Annotated in this window: 22 protein-coding genes; 9 read left to right on the top strand and 13 right to left on the bottom strand. The window is 47.3% G+C overall.

Features of this window, described 5'->3' with window-relative positions:
• Positions 1-49: 49 nt before the first annotated feature.
• On the bottom strand, positions 50-1,501 hold the full coding sequence (locus tag ACZ5M3_RS04905) for an NAD(P)/FAD-dependent oxidoreductase (RefSeq protein ID WP_464840537.1): 1,452 nt from the start codon (positions 1,499-1,501) through the stop codon (positions 50-52).
• Between the two features lie 138 nt (positions 1,502-1,639).
• Between ACZ5M3_RS04905 and ACZ5M3_RS04900 the strand changes: the two genes are divergently transcribed.
• The 5 genes from ACZ5M3_RS04900 to hisS all read left to right on the top strand — a co-directional run bounded on the left by ACZ5M3_RS04900 (position 1,640) and on the right by hisS (position 6,552).
• A complete protein-coding gene (locus ACZ5M3_RS04900; RefSeq protein WP_464840728.1) occupies positions 1,640-2,203 on the top strand; it encodes a CBS domain-containing protein in 564 nt (187 codons plus the stop codon).
• 30 nt (positions 2,204-2,233) lie between these two features.
• Positions 2,234-3,376, top strand: coding sequence for a cation:proton antiporter (locus ACZ5M3_RS04895; RefSeq protein ID WP_464840536.1), 1,143 nt, complete (start codon positions 2,234-2,236; stop codon positions 3,374-3,376).
• A gap of 1 nt (position 3,377) precedes the next feature.
• The gene (locus ACZ5M3_RS04890; protein WP_464840535.1) at positions 3,378-4,502 is read left to right on the top strand and encodes a cation:proton antiporter; all 1,125 of its coding nucleotides are present in this window, start codon (positions 3,378-3,380) and stop codon (positions 4,500-4,502) included.
• A gap of 51 nt (positions 4,503-4,553) precedes the next feature.
• Positions 4,554-5,168, top strand: a complete 615-nt coding sequence (locus ACZ5M3_RS04885; RefSeq protein WP_464840534.1) for a MarC family protein — start codon at positions 4,554-4,556, stop codon at positions 5,166-5,168.
• A gap of 70 nt (positions 5,169-5,238) precedes the next feature.
• On the top strand, positions 5,239-6,552 hold the full coding sequence (gene hisS / locus ACZ5M3_RS04880) for a histidine--tRNA ligase (RefSeq protein WP_464840533.1): 1,314 nt from the start codon (positions 5,239-5,241) through the stop codon (positions 6,550-6,552).
• A gap of 70 nt (positions 6,553-6,622) precedes the next feature.
• Here the strand turns inward: hisS and ACZ5M3_RS04875 are convergent, their stop codons facing one another.
• The 10 genes from ACZ5M3_RS04875 to ACZ5M3_RS04830 form a co-directional block, all read right to left on the bottom strand.
• Positions 6,623-6,859, bottom strand: a complete 237-nt coding sequence (locus ACZ5M3_RS04875) for a hypothetical protein (protein WP_464840532.1) — start codon at positions 6,857-6,859, stop codon at positions 6,623-6,625.
• Between the two features lie 12 nt (positions 6,860-6,871).
• Positions 6,872-7,057 (bottom strand): hypothetical protein, encoded by a 186-nt coding sequence (locus ACZ5M3_RS04870; RefSeq protein ID WP_464840531.1) that lies wholly within the window; start codon positions 7,055-7,057, stop codon positions 6,872-6,874.
• 147 nt (positions 7,058-7,204) lie between these two features.
• Positions 7,205-7,654 (bottom strand): hypothetical protein, encoded by a 450-nt coding sequence (locus tag ACZ5M3_RS04865; protein WP_464840530.1) that lies wholly within the window; start codon positions 7,652-7,654, stop codon positions 7,205-7,207.
• A gap of 86 nt (positions 7,655-7,740) precedes the next feature.
• Positions 7,741-8,178, bottom strand: a complete 438-nt coding sequence (locus ACZ5M3_RS04860) for a hypothetical protein (RefSeq protein ID WP_464840529.1) — start codon at positions 8,176-8,178, stop codon at positions 7,741-7,743.
• Between the two features lie 33 nt (positions 8,179-8,211).
• A complete protein-coding gene (locus ACZ5M3_RS04855; RefSeq protein WP_464840528.1) occupies positions 8,212-8,847 on the bottom strand; it encodes a hypothetical protein in 636 nt (211 codons plus the stop codon).
• 269 nt (positions 8,848-9,116) lie between these two features.
• A complete protein-coding gene (locus ACZ5M3_RS04850) occupies positions 9,117-9,389 on the bottom strand; it encodes a hypothetical protein (RefSeq protein ID WP_464840527.1) in 273 nt (90 codons plus the stop codon).
• Between the two features lie 149 nt (positions 9,390-9,538).
• Entirely contained in the window at positions 9,539-12,535 is a 2,997-nt protein-coding gene (locus ACZ5M3_RS04845; RefSeq protein ID WP_464840526.1) for a hypothetical protein, read from the bottom strand.
• Between the two features lie 170 nt (positions 12,536-12,705).
• Entirely contained in the window at positions 12,706-12,837 is a 132-nt protein-coding gene (locus tag ACZ5M3_RS04840) for a hypothetical protein (protein WP_464841088.1), read from the bottom strand.
• 70 nt (positions 12,838-12,907) lie between these two features.
• The gene (locus tag ACZ5M3_RS04835) at positions 12,908-14,290 is read right to left on the bottom strand and encodes an acetyl ornithine aminotransferase family protein (RefSeq protein WP_464840525.1); all 1,383 of its coding nucleotides are present in this window, start codon (positions 14,288-14,290) and stop codon (positions 12,908-12,910) included.
• Positions 14,291-14,330: 40 nt separating this feature from the next.
• Complete coding sequence (locus ACZ5M3_RS04830; RefSeq protein ID WP_464840524.1) at positions 14,331-15,884, bottom strand: alanine/glycine:cation symporter family protein; 1,554 nt, start codon at positions 15,882-15,884, stop codon at positions 14,331-14,333.
• Between the two features lie 497 nt (positions 15,885-16,381).
• On the opposite strand from ACZ5M3_RS04830, the gene ACZ5M3_RS04825 reads away from it, so the two are divergent.
• Both ACZ5M3_RS04825 and ACZ5M3_RS04820 read left to right on the top strand, forming a co-directional pair.
• On the top strand, positions 16,382-18,163 hold the full coding sequence (locus ACZ5M3_RS04825; protein ID WP_464840727.1) for a tyrosine-type recombinase/integrase: 1,782 nt from the start codon (positions 16,382-16,384) through the stop codon (positions 18,161-18,163).
• A 30-nt stretch (positions 18,164-18,193) separates the two neighbouring features.
• Positions 18,194-18,778 (top strand): hypothetical protein, encoded by a 585-nt coding sequence (locus ACZ5M3_RS04820; RefSeq protein WP_464840523.1) that lies wholly within the window; start codon positions 18,194-18,196, stop codon positions 18,776-18,778.
• Between the two features lie 12 nt (positions 18,779-18,790).
• Here ACZ5M3_RS04820 and ACZ5M3_RS04815 read toward each other — a convergent pair whose 3' ends face one another.
• Both ACZ5M3_RS04815 and ACZ5M3_RS04810 read right to left on the bottom strand, forming a co-directional pair.
• Positions 18,791-19,201, bottom strand: a complete 411-nt coding sequence (locus ACZ5M3_RS04815) for a hypothetical protein (protein WP_464840522.1) — start codon at positions 19,199-19,201, stop codon at positions 18,791-18,793.
• A gap of 9 nt (positions 19,202-19,210) precedes the next feature.
• Positions 19,211-20,329 (bottom strand): PD-(D/E)XK nuclease family protein, encoded by a 1,119-nt coding sequence (locus ACZ5M3_RS04810; protein WP_464840521.1) that lies wholly within the window; start codon positions 20,327-20,329, stop codon positions 19,211-19,213.
• A 74-nt stretch (positions 20,330-20,403) separates the two neighbouring features.
• Between ACZ5M3_RS04810 and ACZ5M3_RS04805 the strand changes: the two genes are divergently transcribed.
• Positions 20,404-20,748 (top strand): hypothetical protein, encoded by a 345-nt coding sequence (locus ACZ5M3_RS04805; protein WP_464840520.1) that lies wholly within the window; start codon positions 20,404-20,406, stop codon positions 20,746-20,748.
• A gap of 65 nt (positions 20,749-20,813) precedes the next feature.
• Positions 20,814-21,239 (top strand): hypothetical protein, encoded by a 426-nt coding sequence (locus ACZ5M3_RS04800; protein ID WP_464840519.1) that lies wholly within the window; start codon positions 20,814-20,816, stop codon positions 21,237-21,239.

Here is a 21,239-nt window from a genome sequence, read left to right as displayed (position 1 = left end):
AAACGGTGCCCGAGCAGAGGGATAAGAATCCCAAAAGAAAAGATAACCGTTAGTCTGTGGACTCTACTCGTTCCTTCCAGTTCCCCGGCTTCCTGAAGTCCTTCTCGGTGTAGAGGCCCTCCTTCTTGAGTATTCCCCTGGCGGCGAGAATGCCTGTCGCGGCCGCGTTCACTATGTCCCTGCTCAGCCCGGCGCCGTCGCCGGCGGCAAAGATTCCCTCGATGCTCGTCTCAAGGTTTTCATCGACCTCAACCTTCATGGCGTAGTACTTGATCTCCGGCGCGTAGAGCAGGGTGTGGTCGCTTGCAACTCCGGGGAGAACGCGGTCGAGCTTTTCAAGGCCCTCCAGGATGTTGGTAACGACGCGGTGGGGCAGGGCCATCGCTATATCGCCGGGCGTAACGTGCTTTAAGGTTGGCTCGACGTCGCTCCTCCTTATGCGCCCCCACGTGCTCCTCCTTCCTCTCCTGAGGTCGCCGAGCCTCTGGAGGATTGGCTTTCCCCCGCCTATGGTGGTTGCCAGCCGGGCTATGCTCCTGCCGTAGGCGGTCGTGTCTTCAACCGGCTCTGTCAGCTCTATCCTACTCAGGAAGGCGAAGTTCGTGTTGTTGCTCTTCTTTTCGTGCATGGAGTGGCCGTTGACGCCGACGTAGCCGTCGTAGCGCTCCTCGACGACGAAGCCGTTCGGGTTGGTGCAGAAGGTTCTCACAAAATCGTCGTAGGTGTCGGTGTAGATGTGGAACTTGGGGTCGTGGTTTATGCTCGTTATGGGCTCCATGATTATCGCGGGCACTTCAACCCTCACACCGACGTCGATCGGCCCGTGTCTGGCATTGAGGCCCATCCTCTGCGCCACCCCGTGGAACCACTCAGCCCCTCCCCTGCCCGGGGCGGCGATGATATAGCGGGCCTTTATTTCGAAGGTGCCGTTTCCGCGCTTTACTCGTACCCAGCCCTGGCCGAACTCAAGCGCCTTCGTCCAGAGGAGGAACTCAATGCCTTTGCTTTCAAGGTGCCTCTTGATGTCGGCTATAACCTCTGGGGTTCTGTCCGAGCCTATGTGCCTCTGGATTATCGGGATGAACTTTACCCCCGCCTGGGCCGCCCTCTGCTCCCAGTATCTGACCTGTTCGGGGTTGCCCTTGAAGAGGTTCTTTGGTGCTCTGTGCCTGAGGAAAATCCTGTCCACTTCCCAGACGAGCTGCCAGGCGTAGTTCTCGTCGCCGGTGAGCTCGCTCAGGTCGCCTCCGATGTCCGGACGGAGGTTTATCGTCCCGTCGCTCAGTCCTCCGGCACCGCCAACGCCGCTCATTATGTGGCAGGGCTGGCAGCCTATGCAGTAGCCGAGCTCGTACATCGGACAGATCCTCTGATCGATGTCCCCGCCTTCGTCGATTATCAAAATCTTAAAATCGCCCCTTTCCGCCAGCTCGTAGGCCGCAAAAAGTCCAGCCGGGCCGGCGCCGATTATGACGACATCGCAGGTTTTCTCAGAAACCATATTTCCCTTGCCGGGGTTTATGGGCAACCCCTTAAAAACTTTTTGGCAAGTTTTTGGTTAATCTACTTTTTGCATGTCCAAATTTTTAACAATAATATGGTAACAACCTCCCGAAACCTTTAAACAGAATTGGGAACTATGGTTCTCAGTGGGAGCATGCCGGGGGAGAAATCCAAAAACGCCAAGGCGAAGAAGATAAAGATAATCCACAGCAAGAGGAGGCTCCTCCAGCTTAAGAGGAAGGAGGAGATGAGTCACAACATCAGGTACATCTCGAAGGTTCCCGTCAGTGTTGTCATGGATAGGGAGTTTTTGGTTCTTCATCCAGATGATCCCCTCTCCAAGCTCATTCAGAACCTCAAGGATGAGGAGAGTTCTGCCGTCGTGGTTGACGATAATGGAAGGCTGCTTGGCTTTGTAACGATGAAAGACCTTCTTCACTTCTTTGAGCCTCCCAGAAGGTACTCCATAGTGGGCATAGGGCTCCTTAAAAAGTACTCTATAAGTCATGCTTCGCGTGTTAGGGACATCATGGTCAGGAAACCCATAACCATCAATATTGACGACAATCTCGGGCGGGCAATAAAGATAATGATCGAAACTGGAAAGCACCATCTTCCGGTCATTGATGATAATGGCCACGTCCATGGTGTGCTCGAGGTTAAGGATATTATCAGGCTCATCCGGATAGTCTCAGCGTGATCTCGTTAAAAGTGCTAAGGGATGGTAATCATGGACGTCTTCCTGGAGCTGGCCCTGATACTCATAGTTGCAAAGCTCTTTGGATACCTGACCGTTCGCATCGGCTTTCCTGCCGCTCTTGGACAGCTCCTCGGTGGCATTCTCATCGGCCCTTCTGTGCTGGACGTAGTTGCATACGACGAGGGGGTAAAACTTGTCGCGGAACTGGGAGTTGTCATTCTCCTATTCCTCGCGGGCCTGGAGACGGACATAGAGGAATTTAAGAACGTGGGAGTTTCTGCCTTTATAGTTGCGGTGCTCGGTGTTGTTATTCCTTTTATCCTAGGGTATGTGGGGGCCCTTGCATGGGGCTACTCCAACATACAGGCGCTCTTTCTTGGTGGTGTCCTCACGGCGACCAGCGTTGGTCTCACAACAAGTATACTGATGGAAATGAAGAGGTTGAGAACAAGGGTGGGGACGACGATTTTGGCGGCGGCGGTCGTTGATGACGTCCTAGGCATAATAATCCTCACGGTTCTTGTTGCAATGAACACAAAAGGAAGTGTTTACCCTGTAGATGTTCTGATAATTCTTGGAGAGGTCACTTTGTTCTTCCTTATTGGCCTCCTCCTGGGAAGTCCTGCTGTGAAAGAGGCCCTCAGAATCTCTGAACGGATCGGCCTGCCAGAGACCCTCCCTGCGTTTGCAATAGCTATAATGCTGTTCTTTGCATATATCGCCGAACAGTTCCAGCTTGCCGGGATAACCGGAGCTTACCTTGCCGGCCTTCTCATAGCTGGGAGCGCTGAGGCTAGGGAGATAACGGGCAAAACCCTTACGATCGGCTATTCCCTGTTTATTCCCGTCTTCCTTGTGAGCATAGGTGTGGAAACGGATATACATATCCTGGGACACGTTGGATTATTTGCCGCGGTTTACGCCGTTTTTGCAATAGCGGGTAAAGTAGTTGGCTGCGGCATAGGCGGTATAGTTACAAAGTTCCAGCCCAGAGAGGCTCTCCAGATAGGTGTTGGCATGGTTCCCAGGATGGAGGTGGCTTTGATAATGGCCAATATAGGACTTCGCGAAGGTGTCTTTGATAGGGGCACTTTCTCAATACCCGTGAGTATGGTGATAATCACAACACTTGTAACGCCTTTCCTCCTCAAATGGGCGTTTTCGAGGGAGTGATATGGAGATACTGCTCCTCATGGCGCTGATGCTTGCAACAGCAAAGCTGATGGGTTATTTGTTCGAACGGGTTGGTCAGCCTGTGGTTTTGGGCCAGATATTCGGGGGGCTGCTTATCGGCATCTTTTTTGATACGAATCCGATCATTGGCCAGTTCGCGAACCTCGGTGTCCTCCTCCTGCTTTTCATAGCGGGTCTTGAGAGCGAGCTTGAGGAGTTCAAGCGCGTTGGACGACAGAGTGTTGTTGTAGCGGGTATCGGAGTTCTGATGGCGTTCGCCCTTGGTTTCCTTGTAGCGTATACCTTTGTGCCCCTTCACGAGGCGGTACTCTACGGTGCGATGATGACTCCGACTAGCGTCAGCATCACTGTCAAAGTGCTCATGGAACTCAGACGACTCAACACAAGGGAAGGGACCACAATTCTGGCGGCGGCAGTAGTTGATGACGTTCTCGGGATCCTTATACTAACAGTTGCAATCTCGATGATAAAGGGTGGGGAGGTCAACTACACGAGTCTCGCAGAGGTTTTAATCTCTGTCTCCTTCCTGCTGTTCTTTTTCCTGTACTTTGGACCCGGCCTGGCCGACCGGGCGTTTAAACTGATTTCTCGCATCGACCTCCCGGAGGCTGAGACTGCCTTTGCCCTGGTCTTTCTAATAGCCTTTGCCTATCTCGCTGAGCATCTGAATTTGGCCTCAATCCTCGGTGCATACCTGACAGGTCTGGCCCTTGGCCAGAGTGCCAAGAAGAAGGGGATAATGGATCACATGAACGTCATCGGATACTCCCTTTTCATACCGCTTTTCTTCGTGGAGGTGGGAATGAGGATAGAGCTGGACTACATACTCCACGCGGGTCTTTTTGCGGTTCTATACACCGTAGCAGCGATACTGAGCAAGATCCTTGGATGCGGTATCGGTGCTAGGCTGGCCGGTTTTGGGTGGAGCTCCTCTTTGAAGATTGGAGTTGGAATGGTGCCCCGCTTGGGTGTGGAGCTTGCCATGCTCGCCGTTGCAATGGCCAGCGGAATCATTGGGCCGGACGCACTCACTGTTGCAATTCTCATGGTTTTTGTCACAACCGTCATAACCCCTCCGCTCCTCAAGTGGCTCTACTCCAGGTGAGATGCACACTTTAGGGCATAGCTTTATAAAACCCTCGCCGCATTGGTGGACATGGGCGAGTGGCTTTCGATACTCAGTTCGGCGCTCTTCATGCTCATCATGATAGACCCGAGCGACAAGATACTCCTGGTCAGCTTGCTGAGGGAGGACTTCCACATAGAGGACATAAGGACGCTCATAGTGAGGGCGAACCTCATAGGCTTCCTCCTCCTGTTCCTCTTCGCCGTTTCCGGGCAGATAATCCTCCAGCAGATATTTCATATCGACATCAACGCCCTCCGCGTGGCGGGCGGCTTCGTGCTCTTCAAGATCGGCCTTGAGGCCCTCGAGAGCGGGGGCATGATGACCCTCAAAAAGGAGAAGAACATATTGGCTTTGGCCGCCGTCCCGGTGGCGACGCCGCTGATAGCCGGGCCTGCGGCGATAACAACGGCGATAACCCTAACGGCCGAGAAGGGGCTCTACCACGCCACCGCGGCTATATTCATAGCTATACTCCTGACGGCGCTCACAATGTTCGTGACCCTCTACGTGATCAAGAACGTCAGCAAGACGACCCTTGGAGTGTTCATCAGGATAATCGGTATGTTCACGATGGCGATTGGGGCGCAGATGATGGTTCAGGGCGTCGTCGGAATTTACCTGCTCATGACGTCGGCCGCTTAGCAGAACGTCAAAAACTCTTGGGCTAAACTTTTAACCCCTTCCGCTTTTCCCAGGAAAAGGGGGGTTGAAGATGAAAGTTAGGCTTGAAAAGGTTAAGGGAACGCGAGATTTGCTCCCCGAGGAAATGGCCAAGAGGAGATGGGTATTTGAGAGAATACGTGAGGTGTTTGAGAGATACAACTTTCATGAGGTGCTCACGCCGACCTTTGAATACACCACGCTCTTCCAGCTGAGGAGCGGCGAGGAGGTCGTTGAGCAGCTCTACGCCTTCGATGATAAGGGCGGCAGGAACATCTCACTTCGCCCGGACATGACGTCGAGCGTTGCCAGGCTTTACGTCAACTCCTTCCAGAACGCGCCCAAGCCGATAAAGTGGTACTATATGGCGAACATGTTCCGCTATGAAGAGCCGCAGAGCGGCCGCTATAGGGAGTTCTGGCAGGCGGGGGTGGAGCTCCTCGGAAGCGATAGAGTGGAGGCCGATGCCGAGGTCATAGCCCTCTTCGTTGAGAGCTACCTCTCGACCGGCCTTGAGGACTTCACGGTCAACATCGGGGACAGGGTTCTCCTCGACGAGTTCGCCAAGATGCTCGGTGTTGAGGACGACGTTGGGCTCATGAGGCTCATAGACAAGAAGGACAAGATGAGCAGGGAGGACTTCATCGCCGCCCTGAGGGATTTTGGGCTTGGTGATGACGGAGTTGAGAAGGTTCTCTCACTGATCGAGATCAAGGGGGAGCCGGACGAGGTTCTTCCAAAGGCGGAGGAACTCTTTACGAGCGAAGCGGCAAAGGAGGAAATAAAAAGGCTCTACGAGCTGGTTGACCTCCTCGGGGCATACGGCGTTAGGGAGAAGATCCTCATAGACCTCGGAATAGCGCGCGGTTTCGACTACTACACGAGCGTAGTCTTCGAGGCCATAGCTCCGAACGACCTCGGAATAGGCTCGATAGGCGGCGGCGGTCGCTACGACAACCTCATCGAGGTCTTTGGAGGAAGGCCTACCCCCGCCACAGGCTTCGCAATAGGTATCGAAAGGCTCATCCCGATACTCGAGTGGAAGGGCCTTCTTCCGGAGATTAAGCTCAGGCCAGATGTTTACGTAATCCCGATAGGTAGGGAAGTGGTGGTCAAGAAGGCAGCTATCGAGGTAGCTTCCGCCCTCAGGAATGCTGGAATCAGGGCCGACTATGAGCTCACCGGCAGGAAGATCGGGAAGGCCCTCGATTACGCGGGGAGGCTTGGGGTTCCATACGTCATCCTCGTCGGAAAGAAGGATCTCGCCGGGGGCAAGGTAACCGTTAGGGACATGGAAACTGGCGAGCAGAAACTGGTGGAAAAGGAGAGGGTTGCGGAGGCCATCGCCGAGATGCTGGGACTTTAATTCCGCCGGATATCTTGACCATTTTTCAACTCTTGTTCCAGACCGTCGTCCGGAGAGACCTATAAACCTCTCATTCGTCTGTTTTGTCTTGTAACCTTTTCTCCAGCTCTTCTGGAGTTAAATATTCAATTTTGTTCGAGTTGCCAATTATGTAGGGTTCTTTTTGAGTCCTGTTCTTTTTCTGATCCACTATGAATGCGAGAATAAGGATCAAAAAGCCTGCGAAATTCCATGCACTAACTCTCTCTTGGACTATCGTGGCAGAAATATAGAATGTAAAGATGATGATCCAGTATTTGGCCTTCATTGGATCATCCCACTAGGCGTCTAGTACCTTTTCCTCTTTTAAGATACATGCCACTATGGCAAACCCTGAGATTATCAGGCTTAGGATTGGAGCTGTCGCCAGCAGGATTTTCTTCCTCCGAGGATCACCTGTCAGATACTTGGCAGCCATGAGCATGGCCCCAAGAAAGAGGGTTAAAAACCAAAGGATTTCAAGCATCAGTACACCCAGTCTCCACTGTTAATACGTTCAACCCCCTAATAGTATTATTGTTAAGCGTTTCTTGATCCTCAAGCAGTGTGTGGTAGTGTAATACCCATGCCAGTTCTTTACTTCCTTTAACCGTTACTGTCTCAGGTATTCCGATTATCCTGGATTTGGCATCCGTGTGCTTCTCTCTTCAAGTTCCCACTCATAAATCGTTCCCCCTATTGCGATAAAGGTTAGGAGATATATGAGGTTTAGTGGAGCAGGAACTGCTATATAGAGGAATGTTCCAGTTGCAACAAAAATCGTAGGCAAGAGTGTACCACTGTGAGTTCTTAATGTCTTCATGGAATTTTTGATTCTCTCTTCTGCCCTGCCAAGGATCACAAGAATGGAAATCCACACGGCGACACTAATTAAAAACTGTATTCCTGTGCTTGAAAGTGCTGCTCCTATGAAAAGGGCAGAGACTCCTATTATCATGAACAATAGGTACCAAATCTTATCCTCAAACGATATTCCCTTTTTATTGAGAACTTCCCGAGCAAAATGATAGTAATAAACACCCCAGAATATCCCGGGGAGCAAATACAGTAAAGCCTCGTTCATACTGCCCAATTGGAGTCCCTTATAAAAAAGATACAAAGAGGATAGTACTGCCAAAAACCTAAAGGCTTTGGAGATCCACATCTTCACTACCCTCCCACAATATTGTTTCCGTCATTTCCTGTGTTTGGTTCAGGGGCAAACAGCCAGTCATGAAGATCAGTTACTAAGAAAAATCCACTGACAAAAACCATTGCTCCATTGACGATTTTCCCGTATTTTCCGGCTACTGTTACAAACTTTTTACCTGCTCTAGACAATCTTGTAACCTCTGAGACGATAGCTTTGCCCTTAGTTGCGGCATCTACTGCCTTATCAAATCCGGATTGCTCAGCCACTGCAAACACATCTCCAACAGTTACACCATTGCTGAATTTGACATTAACAAGATACGTGTACCCTGCAAACTGGCCAACAAAGCTCTCCTTGAAGATGTATCTGTCAATCGGATCCCAAGGCCTCTCTTCAAAGTAGTAGTTTGCCAGCTCATCATCTATGTTGATGGTTATTGTCAGGTCCTCCTGCATGTTGGGTGGAGTTAAGGTTACAGTTTGTGGGTTCTATGAAACTATATACGTAATGGCGTCCCCCGGGCAATACGTTGCGAGTGCAATCCAAGGTGGGGACAATATCAAACCCTTTACTTCCACTTTTACTTCCCTCCAGTGTTCTTCTCCTGCTCCGTTTGGTTCTCTGTAGTAATTGTCAAGGAAGAGTTTGATTGTGTGAGTGCTGACTCCAATGAGATTATAGGAGAGTGTTAGTATTGAGTCGCCATTAGCATTCACTGGAATATTGGCTTCAATGTTTCTAATCACGTCACCATCAACTTCAATAAAGCCTTTAACTGGGATTAACGACCCATCGTAATTCCACGCCTTCACTTGCAAATACACTTCCCCACCACCCTCAAGCTCATGAGGATATGCAGTCAAAACAACGTTGAATAAGTTGCTAGGGACCCCGCTCACGCTTAATCCTCCGCTCCTCGACGCTTCCAGCTTACCATCCTCCCAGGCTTCTATCCTCCAGTCATGCTCCCCAGCCTGAGCAGTCCAGGTTAAAGTAACGCTCCCCGTGCTCCCACCACCGATCGTGATGGTCTTGCTCGATTTTTTCACACCATCAATGAAAAGCTTTACCGTCACAGTCCTGGACCTCGACACCGGATTCCTCAAGCTCACGTCAAAGCTCACGCTCTCCCCATGAGTTGTGTTGTTTTGTCTCTCTAAATTGCGGTCTGACTATCTCTGAATTATTTGAGATTGTGTTTTGTGATTCAATAATTGAACTCGTCTGACTATGCTCAACTTTAGTTCGTCAACATCATCAAAGAGTGCCCAGGCAAATAACCAGGGTAGTATAAAAACTAGAATCAGTGCAATAAGCCACCCATAAATTTCTGTCTCCACGAGAGTAGGAAAACTCATTGCTACTATACTGGCCAGTATAACACGGTAAACTTTCATAGTTTTCCCTCCAGCTTGTTAATTTCTTCTTCAAGGTTAGTTAGACTTGTTTTTTCAGAGTGAGCTAGGACTCCATATATTAAAAGCGGCACCAAGAGGAGTATGGAATATCCCAAAGATACAATAGAGATTGCAATTGCCGATATGCTGTAAAGGATCATGAAGATCATTTCTCCAGCACTGGGGTGTACCTTAAGCATAATACTTACTGTTAAAACCATGTATGCTAGTACCACGATTGAATTCCATATTGGAATGTAGTTAATCATTTGTCTCCCTCCTGATGTGGTTTTCGAGATTTAATAGTCTGCGATTGATTTCCCTGAGTTCCTTAAGGAGCCTGCGGCGGAAGAAGTACATTAGGAATAAATAAAAGATCCAAGGAAGTACCATCAGCAGGTATGGCTCGGACATATTATTACCCTCCTGGAAGGAACAGGGGCTTTAGGAAATACTCAGCTACCCCTTTGGCTTTCTCCTTTGTTGATTCCTTGGTTTCAATAGTCTCGGCTAGATTATATACTCCTATACTCCCCCCTACGAGTTTGCCATATACTCCAAAAGTGGCTTCTAATGCAACTCTGGCTTTTTGTGTGAGCGTGAGTGTCATTCCTGTTGACGATTCTATGGCAGTTATCTCTGAGAAAGTGGATAGTCCGGATAATAATGCTGGAGAGAATGCCATTGCAGTCCCCTTTATGATGCCATCATTAGCATCTACATTCCAGTACTTACTTCCTGTATACTTTACCACTACTATTCCCTCCAGACTTATGTAATGATCAGACCCTAATCTGACTGTAATCTTTAAGTAATGTGGTGTATCTGCTCTCTTTAAAGTATAGTGGCAAGTTCCATCTTCACACGACCATACATTGATTGGGGGTGTTAAATCCCGCACATCACTAAGCTCGAGAGCCTCAGCCATTCTTTCATCAAATGGGACAAACACTTCTGCTATCTTACTGCTGAATTTTGCTGGAATGACATCCCTGAGGATATTAACGCTGATCGCCATCGAGGTATCTCTGTCATTATCAATCGTCTTGCTTGTTATCGCATAGGGGACATCAGATGAGAGAGTGTTCTTTTTGACTATAATGTCACATACTCCGGTCTCTCCAAGTAACACTGGATCGTTAGGACATTCTAGACTTAAGGCCAGCTCAGGAGGAGTTTTTACTTCAATGGTCTTTGAATATAGGGGAAGGCCATTGACTTTTAACGTTATTCTATATGTGCCTGCATTAATAAATGTATAAGTTGTGTAGTCTTCAAGATGGCTGTCTGGAGTCACAACCACCCCATAATAGGTTTTTTCAAATATCTTCGGACCATTGTCAATTTCAAGTGTGACGGTTGGGTTGTATAATTGTCCATCTGAGGTCGTTACCACGTAGTGGAATGTCACAGTATCTTCAGCATATACCGTTGAAGGAGAGAAACTAAATGCACCGTTCATAGACCTCTCCTCATTTTGATCTGAAGTCACCGTAACGCTTGTTTGGGCGCTCTTCGACTTCCCGTTCCAGTAGATCGAGGCGTGAGTGACGTAAGTGCTGGCATCTGTATAAGTTACAGTTTCGCTGAAAATGACCTGTTCAGTTTTATTGACACTTGCAACCCCGGAGTACGTTCTGGAGTTCGTTGGGGAGTACGGTATTGTGACTGAGTACTCCAGGTCGTCCAAAGGTGCGTCATTCTCGTTCCTCACGACGACCCTGTAAGTTACGCTCTCCCCTTCGGTGATGCTGGTTCTGGAAGCCTCAACACTCAAGTGAACCTTGCTCCAGTCCACGGGTGGAGTCAGGTCTATTACGGCGGAGTACTCTCTGGTTATTGTCCTCTGCCCGCAGCTTTGAGACGTCGACAATGTCTCGGGTTCCCCACTTGAGAGGGGTACTGCCCCACAGGAAGGGGTGTAGGTCACCTCAACTTTTCCGCTCACGTGAAGTTCCCCGTCCATGGTGTGGGTTACTGAAAACCTCCTGCTCTCCCAGGTGTAGGTTTCTTCGGAATTCAGGAACGAGATGCTCCCGCTGTCGGAATCGCCGCTGGTGTAATCGTCAACGCTGATCTTGATATCGTTTATTGCGTTGTTCTCTGCACTAAGCTCGACCTCGACGTGGTACTCCACTTTGCCCGGAGCGTTACTGTCAACCACGACCTTAATGCCGCTGACCTTCAAAATTCCCTCAGTGTTCTCCGGAGTGAGCGCTAGCAGTGTAACTCCCTCTGGCTGGATTCCTGTTGTTGAGATTGAGTTATCCGCAATGGTGCTGGAAGGTTCTTTCGAGGATAGCGTTGCTGGCAGGATTATCGGGTTCTTGATCGGTAGAGGTTTTGGCTCGATGGGTGTTGTATCGGTGTTGCTCTCGATAACAGCAACCCCAAGTGCTTCCTTTAACTCTGCGACTTTCTGATTGAGGATCCAGTCCAATTCAACGTTGGCATTACCGTAGTTTCTTGCATTTATGAGCGTGTAAATGTCTTCAACAAGCTCATAGGCCTCCAGTGCGCTTGGCCAGTAATAAACGGTTGTTGTCGTGGTAACTTGTGTGGGGGTTGTTGAGCGTGAGACTGTCTTGAACATTAAGCCACCATTCTTGACTGGAGTTATGTTCTCGACCTTCCCTTGCAATGTAGTGATTCCTGTTTCTTGGTAGAGCATTAAAGTGGTTGTGCCGGACTGGCCGGTTATGAGCTTGTACGTTGCTTCCCTCAGGTTATTAATAGCAAGCTTCATTTTCTGGTAATCCTTCTGGTAGTATCCCATGTAGAAAAATGTCCATGGATCCGCCAGAACGGGGTTTATCAGTTCTCCATTGTTCGCCGTCGGAGCTTCAGCGGGCTGGTTCCACTTCCACTTCTCTAAGGCCCAAGCTTCATAGTGGTTGTATTTGAATGCCACGTCAATGAACGCCATTGAAAACTTCTCAAGGAAGGCGGTCATGTTGAAGTCCTCGTCGATTTCGTCCGCGTTTTGGACAATATATTCTTTCAGGGCTTGAATCTGTTCGTCAGTCCAGCCCTGCTCTTTGAGGGCCTGAACCGTCTCTTCCGGAAGGCCGTTCTGGCTGATGTTCTGGGCCATTTCTCTAAGTTCTTCGGCCGTGTAGTACGTCTTCACTCCGGAAGCCTTTAGTTCTTCCAGCGCCTGCCAGATTAAGGCTGAAATGTTTGCCGCGTTATCTGCACCAAGGCGGGAGTTTTGAATCAACTCTTGGGCCAGTGTGGTGTTTCCGGTGGTGTTGAACTGAACCACGAGTTCGGCCTCCCTGTTGAGCATCTCCCAGAACGCTTCGTACGGGTCGGTCTGGCTTTCAATGGTGGCGGCGTAGGCCGTGCTTCCGGCTGCCGCCACTATCGACCCCAGCAGGAGGGTTATCATCAGCACTCCTACTGCCTTCCTCATCCGGATTTCACCGAGGTACTAACCAAAGTTAGAACTTAAAAGATTTTTCTATTCAAATTTTGCACACTACTAAAGATAGTATGCAAAAAAACGGAAACATCAGATCAAAGTGCCTCCTTTTCAGCCCTCCCTCAGGAATCTTAAATGATGCGGTAAATGTCCCAAAAAGACTACTTCTTTACCTCCACCCTGAACTTCCTGGCCTTCCTCTTCATCCTCCAGGCCTCGAAGCGCCTTAAGAATGGACACCGGGAGCGCCACTTCCAGTATGCCCTTTTCAGTGACTCAAACATCCCCGACACCGGGTTAGTGTCTGACCCACAGCTTAAATGGTTAGCGGATGAAAAAATATTGAAAAGAATCCCGAGGTACTCAATGCCACGTCACGACCCTGTGGGTCACCTTGCCAGCCAGCGCGTCCTTCAATGCGGTCTCCATTATCTCTAAGCCCCTCTCCGCCAGCTCCTCGGTTATCACGAGCGGCGGTGTTATCCTGATGACGTTGCCGAACATGCCATAGCTCGGCAGGATGAGGCCGAGTTCAAAGGCGCGCCAGCATATCTTGCCCGTCAGCTCGGGGTCGGGCTTTCCATCGGGCTTTACGATCTCCGCTCCTATCATGAGACCCTTCCCTCTGACGTCGCCGATGACCTCGTACTCCTCCCCTATCTCCCTCAGGCGTGCCTTGATGAACTCCCCGACGCGGAGGGCGTTGCCGAGCAGGTCTTCCTCCTCGATTATCTTTAACGTCGCGTAGGCTGCAGCTGAAATCACCGGGTTGGCAGCTGGGGTGAGGAGCGCCGACCCGCTTGTAAGTCCTTCCATCAGTTCCCTTCTCCCGATGACACCGCTGAGGCCCATGCCGCTGGCAACCCCCTTTCCGAAGACTATCAGGTCCGGCTCGACCCCAAACCACTCGCTCGCGAACCACTTCCCGGTTCTTCCTATTCCGGTCTGCACCTCGTCCATAGCCAGAAGTATTCCATGCTCGTCGAGGAGCTTTTTGAGCTCAATGAAAAAGTTCTCGGGAGGGACTACAATGCCTGCGTCTCCCTGTATTGGCTCGGCGATGAGGACGGCGGTCTCGTCCGGCGGGATCACGTGGGCGAAGATGTAGCCCTCAAGATAGTCTAGGAAGCGGTTTATCAGTTCGTCTGGCTCTTCGTAGCCGTTTATTCCCCAGACGTTCCGGTAGGGGTTCGGGTAAGGCACCCACACGACGTTTGGGACGAGCGGGGAGAGCCCCCTCTTCTGAGAGCTCTGGAAGGCCGCTATCGAGGTCGCCCCGTAAGTCTGTCCGTGATAGGCACCTATGAAAGCTATGAGCCACGGCTTCCTCGTTGCAAAGCGAGCCACCTTAATCGTCAGATCCATCGCGTCGCTCCCGCTCAGTCCGAACAGGATCAGGGGGTCTCCGATTGGGGCCCTCTCCGCAAGTATCTCTGCCACTTCGATCGCCCTTTTGCTGTACGTGTAGCCTATCATTGAGTGCTGTATCTTTGCGACCTGCTCCTGAACCTCCTCTACGAGTCTTGGGTGGGCGTAGCCGGTTGAAGCCGCCGCCGCTCCGGCCAGGAAGTCTATGAAGACGTTGCCGTCGACATCCTCTATCAGTGCCCCGTAGCCCCTTTCAGGGACAACGGGGAAGAGCTTGACGCCGAGACCCGGCGAGATGACCCTTTTTTCCCTCTCTATCAGTTCTCTGGCCTTTGGGCCGGGTGGAGTGACAACTATTCGCGGATACTCAGAAGACATAGCTATCGCCCCGGGATGCTAAAGAGAAAAAACGAAAAGGTCACGGGTTGGCCGCGACGAACTCGTCCGTCTTTTCCCTGACGAACCAGAACAGCACAAGCAGGCCTATGAGGTTCGGTATCGCCATCAGCCCGTTCATCATGTCGGAGAACGTCCAGACGGTCTCCAGCTTCGTTACGGCGCCGATGTAGATGAAGACGACGAAGAGCAGGTTGTAGACGAGGTGAAGCCTCGGGTAGAGCCTTGCGAACTTCTCCGGGTCTTGCTCAAGCCACTTGGCGAGGTACATGACGTTCTGCCTGCCGTAGAAAGACCAGGCGAGTATGGTCGAGTAGGCGAAGAGTATGATGCCTATGGCGACCATTATCTCTCCCGCGTGTCCGAAGGCGGCGGCGAAGGCTGCCTGGGTCAGCGGTGCACCGTTGAGGTCAGGATACAGGCTGTAGGCTTCCGTAACAACGATGGAGACACCGGTGAGGGTACAGATTATCAGGGTGTCGATGAACGGGCCGAGCATTGCAACGTGAGCCTGCCTCGACGGGTGATCCGTCTTGGCCGCGGCGTGAGCGAGGGTTGCCGTACCGAGGCCAGCTTCGTTGGAGAACAGTCCCCTCTTGACACCCCAGAGGATTACCTGGCCTATTGCCCCACCGGCGACGGCCTTTCCTGTGAACGCGTCCTGGAATATCAATGCAAACGCTGACGGCAGCTTTCCTGCAAACTTGATCCAGACGCCTATGGCGAAGAGGAAATATATTATTGCCATGAAGGGCACAAGCATCTCGGCGACTTCACCGATCCTCTTGATACCCCCTATGACGACTATGAAAGTCAGTATTGCCAGTATGGCGCCGGATACCCATGTTGGAACGTTGAATGCGGTGTTGACTGCATCCGCGACCGAGTTGGACTGGGTCATGTTGCCTATACCGAAGGCCGCTATGGCCGCGAATACTGCAAACAGCACTGCAAGAACCTTTCCAAGCGTTGGATACGCGTCGTCCTTGAGCAGGAACAGCCCAAGTATCGCAAAGAGGATTGCCACTATTATTGCACCGACCTGAAGCGCACCGCTGAAGCCTGTAGCCGAGTATCCTATGAACACTGCAAAGAGGAGCGTGAATATCGAGGCTATGTACTTGCCTGTCTTGGGGATGTTCTCCATGGCGAAGCCCTTCTCAAGGAAGTTGAAGGTTCCGCCTATCATCGTTCCGTCCGGCAGTTTGTCCCTGAACGCAACACCGAGAAGACCCTCGGAATATCTGGTGGCCATGCCGACCAGGGCAGTGACCCACATCCAGAAGAGGGCTCCGGGGCCACCGTAGTGGATTGCGGTTGCGACACCGGCGATGTTTCCAATACCGACGGTTCCAGATATCGTTGCCATCAGCGCCTGGAACGGGGTGATGTCCCCCTCGCCGCCTTTCTTCCTGCCCTCGAAGAGGGTGAACCTTATTGACCACCCCAGACGCCGGAACTGAATTGCCCTCAGTATTATTGTCAGGAAAAGTCCCGTGCCCACCAGTAGCACTATCATTGGCAGGCCCCAGACTTCCCCATCCAGCCAGTTGATAAAGTCCACCAACATACTCATTGAGGTACCCTCCATATAAGTCCATTCTAGTGCATATAGATGCCTTGTGCCACGTTTACTGACGTCAGTGTACTTTAACGTTAATGGTTATGAACCTCATAGGTTTTAAGGTTTGTGAAGTATAATATGGACATAATCTCATATATTTGGCACGCTTTCAATTGTGTTTGTAAAAGTTGATATAACTGCTGTGGGGCATCCCAGTGAGGCCCCTGACCTGGATAACATTATTAACCCCCAGGACCAACTCCCGCCGGGATGATGAGTCTGGAACATTTTTAACAGAAAAAACAACACAAAACACACAAAAACAACAGTTTCTAGCAAAAATTGTCAGCTTTGACTTCTAATATATAACAGTTATAACAGTATGAATAAAGCATGAGTGTGATGTGAATGCAAAATGAATACAAACATTTCATAAAAAATAGATTATATTAAAAAGACAAAATTTATAAGTACTGAATACAAAAGCAGCAGCTGGTGGTGTGGTGTTGATGGGCACTGATACTGTGCAACTAAGCACTTACACACATGCTAAAATAAACAGACTGTACAATATGCTTGTCAATAAGATTGCAGCTGCTCTTGATACTGACTTTGAAACAGCTGATAACATTGCACAGCTTGTCATCAACAAACAGCTTGTTTTGAGAAAGAAGTACAACAAGAAAATAATCAAGACAGCAAGAATGTATGCAATAAAAATAAGTGCAAGCAAGCTTGTAGAGCTAGAAGATGCAGTCAAGCTCTTAAACAATAAATTTAACTTGAGTGTTGATGATAAAATTGTGTGTAAAGTGTATGTTAACAATGTGCTTCTTACAACACTCACAGCAAAAAAGACAAACAACTTCTACATCTTCAGAGTTGATAGTGATGAAGCAAGAGCACTGCTGAAGCTTAACATCAAAACAGTGTTTGAGCTTGCTGATGTAAAAGTACAGAAGATGATAAGACTGTTTGAGCAGTTCAACACTTTAAAGAACAATCTTCTTCAGCAAGCAACTTCATCATACTCTAGAAACAACAACACTGAAAGTTTTGACTTGAGCAGCATTCTCAGCAGAGCAGACAAGCTCAGCGGTGTCCTGCTGAGCAAAAATATAAAACACAACAGCAGTGCTGTTGTGAACAACAATAATAAAACAAAGCAACAGAAGAAGACACACAAGCAGTCAGTGCAAGTAAGAAGTGATTATTATGCTGAGCTGAGAAGAGAATTCAGTGAGTACATTGACTACATCACAAGAAAGAGACTGATTGAAAACTACAACAGAACTGACATTAAGACATTTGAAGAGTTCAAAAAGCTTGTGAGAGAGAATAGATTCAAGAATGGTGAGGAGAAGCTCATAAAAGACATTTTGATAGCTTATTCACACATCAGAAAGTTCATTGAATTTGTTGAGAAGAACAAGCTTGTGATTGATGAAGACTCAATCTTCAAGTTCTTCACAGAGCTTGAAAAGAAGCAGTACAGCAAAAACACACTGCAAAGATACAAAACTCACTTGAAATACTTTATCAAGTTTCTAGGGGACAGGAGAGCATATAATTTCATAAAAAATCTTGAAACAGGGGGAGTTTCAGCAAAAAATGGCCAGGGAGAATTCTATAGTGCTCAAGAAGTTGCTGAGATGCTCAAAAGAATCTATGAACTTGACAAGTTAACTGAACAAGAAAGAGAAGAGATTGTTGCACTTGTTGCATTGATGTATGTGACTGGACTGAGGTTTTCAGAAGCTGCTAGGCTGAAAGTGAAGGACATTGACCTTGAAAACAGAGTTGGCCTTGTCAGAAAACTATACAGCAAAAAATACTATGCTAGAGTGTTCTTTTTCACTGAAGAAGTCAGAGACATTCTTGTTTACATCATCAACAAGTACAGCAAGAATGCAGATGATTTTCTGTTTGACAGAAAGCTGAGAGTGTTCAGAGACTCAAACAAGACAAGAATAACACAAATACTAAGAAGAAACAACATTGACTTGAAGATGAGTGCTTTGAGAGACAGTTATGCTACAAACTTCAAATACTTAAAAGCAGTTATGATGACTGATGTTTTTGAAAAACTAGAGAATTTGACAGCTGGCCACTCAAAAGAGATTGTTGACAGACATTATGACCAAATCAAGAACAGGATTGAAGAGATTTTTGACAACAGGAACAAGAGAGAGGAATACAAGTACATAATAGCAATGCGAGAACTGTATGACAGTGCAATGAAGTCTATACTTAGAGACACAAAACTGCTCTCATTTTTTAATTTATGCTAAGTAGTTTTTACATTATATATTGTTGAGGTGGTGATGATGAAGAGTAATGATGTCAATGTTAAGAAGCTAATGAACAAGCTGAAAGGCAGGTTTGCTGTCTATGCAGTCAAAGACAAAGCAAATGATGTCATCAGAGTCTTTGTCAAGACAAGAGAATGCTGTTTTTATCTTGCAGATGACTTACACAGCTATGTACTTGAGAACAAGAATTTTGTTATGCTATCAACTCAAATCTATGATTATTATCCAGTAAAGCTTGAAGCAGCCATTGACCTGGGCATGTTTGGCAGAAGAAGGCTGTTTGTGCCTGATATCTTGATTTTGCACTGGGACAGTGCAAAAAAAGTTTATGAGAGAAGATACAATCATGTCAAATATATGTTGTATGAAGTAGACATAAGTGTCAATGAAGCAGTTTCTTACTTGAAAAATCTCAAGAAACTTGTTATAATGAAACTTATAGATTATGCAAAAAAGTTTGAAGAGTATAACATAAGCTGTGCAAAAGAATACTATAAACTAGTGAAAAAGTTTGAGGATTGGGATGATGATGACTTTATGAGAGTAGTTGCAAGCAAGAGCAAAGTGCTCTCACTTGTTCTTGATGAGCTATAGTGCTCTAAAGTCTTACAATTTCTTTACAGCTTTTCTAGCTTTTCCTGTGAGTTTTAACTCAATAGATGCCCCAGCTACAAGCACTGGGGCATCAGGGAACTCAAATTCTTTTTTCTGCATGTTTTCAATCACATCAAATCTGACTGTGTTAAAGTCTCTGAACAGTATTTTGTCTGAATAAACTTCAATTGCAACTCTGTTTGTGAAGAAAAAGAAGGGCAGGAGTCTGAGTGTAACAAAAGACTGATTATTGAAGTTTAGAAAAGAGACTGAAATCTGGCTGCTTTCAACTAAGTGCTCTCTGTTGTCTAAATCAGCAAACACAACTTTTCTCTGCAGTCTGTTCAAGTAGTGAAAAGTGCTGTACTGAAGATATATAACTCTGTTCACTATGTCAACATTGTAAATGCCTGCAAGCCACATCTTCTCACCTCACAAACCTTCAATTTGAATATTGAGAGTTTTAAGAACTCTTATACTCTCTCTGAACTCTATGTGCTTCCCTGGGAGCCTCTTCTCAAGCAAGATGGGGATTGGGCAGGTAAACAGTCCTCTCTGCTCATTTTCACTTTTCTCCTTTCTCAGCTTGTATCTTCTTGAGAAGGGGTTGAAGGGACAGAATTTACAGAAATCCCCCCATATCTTTTGCTCTCCTTGTCCAAAAACCTTTCTCAGTACATTGTAGAGCAGGAAAATGTTTCTTAGCAGTTGTTCTTTATCATCAGTAAAAATGATATTGAGAATGTTTGCAACTGCAAGAAGCAGTTTTGCTCTGCTAACATTATAGTTGACAAATCTGACATCTGTGTATGCTTTTCTGCTGTCAAAAGACTGTATGATGAAGTATATGTAGCCCCTCCACAGCAGATTGCTCTGCAAGCTCAAAGCAGTCATATACAGTGTCAGTTGATTGATTGCATTGTTGAAGAGCTTGATTGTATTGTCATCAAGTTTGTCAATTTTTTGTGACTTGAATGTCTTTATGTCAACAACAATGTTGTTGTCAAAATCAACTAAATCAGCCCTCCCAACAAGCCAATAGCCAGAACTGAGCTTCATAGCCATCCAAACCTCTGAATCAAACTTGAACTGGCTGTTGAGACTCTTTGCAAGTTTTGCTGAGATGTTCATTATCTCATGCACATTTTGTGCAAAACTAAATCTGTCTGAATAATGCTCAATTTCTTTTTTGTGGCCTGTAACAACTAGAAATTTCTTGATGAGGCTGTAGAATGGACAGCTTGCTAAATCAGTGATTGCAACAGCTTGTTTTTTCTGGGTGCTGTCAATCATATCATAACTGTAAGCACTGTTTAGAAAAGTGTTTACTGTTGCATCAATAAACTCTATCACATTGCTTACATTCATAATCTGTTGCTGATATTGCAATATAAACTGCTGAAAAGCTTTAACATCAGTGTAAACTCTCACATCAGTCACAAGCTCACTCAAACTCTTATTGTACAGCTCAATCAGCTTTTTTCTCAAGCTTCTGTAGTCATCATAAAAATCAGCTTGCACAGCTTGTCTTTCTTCTTGCATCTTCATCATCACTAAAATATGCAGTCAATTCTACTTAGTGTAAATTGAAAAACACTAAGCACAAAACACACTTTATTATATTGATGATGAAGATGCAAGTGCAAAATATTGAGATTGAAAAACAGCTGAATGAGTTTTTTAATGAATTCTGGAGGCTCTACTCACTTGAATACAGTAGAACTGAGAACAGAGCACTTGCTTTTGCAAGAGCTTACACAAAAGCACTTAAAAAATTTAGAATCAGCACAATCAAAGTCATTCTTGCTGATTTGAGCAGGGGACAGAGCATTGAGAACACAAGAGATGTTGTGCTGTTGAAGTACTTCACAGAGCTTGCAGTTGCACACAAGCTCAAACTAGTTAAAAACAGTGAAACAGTTGTGCTTGTTGATGAAAACAAGTATTTAATCAAAATATTAAGAAGATGATTGCACACTATCATCTTCATTTTTTCAATTTACACTAAGTAGAAACTGTTGTATATTATATGTGAGTGATTGAGATGATTGTGAAAAGAGCAAAGTCTACAGTTCACAATGACTACAAAGCACTCATTTTAACAAAAGACTGGCTAGGAGATTTTAGAAATGCAGTTGCAGTGATTTGGTTCCCCCTCAAGGGGGAACCAGTCCTTGCAGAGCTTGCTCTGAAGCAAACAGATGATGTTGTGCTTGTTAGAGTCAAAGATTTGCATTTCATAATCACAACAAAGAGTGCTGATGTATACAAGTTTGCTAACAATATAATAATCATCAGAGAAACAGAGCAGATTGATAATGACACTGATGATATTGTCAACTACAAAACAAGAAGTAGTAGAGAAGAGAATGCAGAACAGTCAAAAACAAAGACAGTTGTTGATGATGAGAGATTTAATCTGTTTCAACTTGCAAAAAGCTTGAATGTTGAGGTGATGTGA

This window comes from Thermococcus coalescens (genome assembly GCF_055392585.1).
This window is presented reverse-complemented; position numbering and strand designations above follow the sequence as displayed.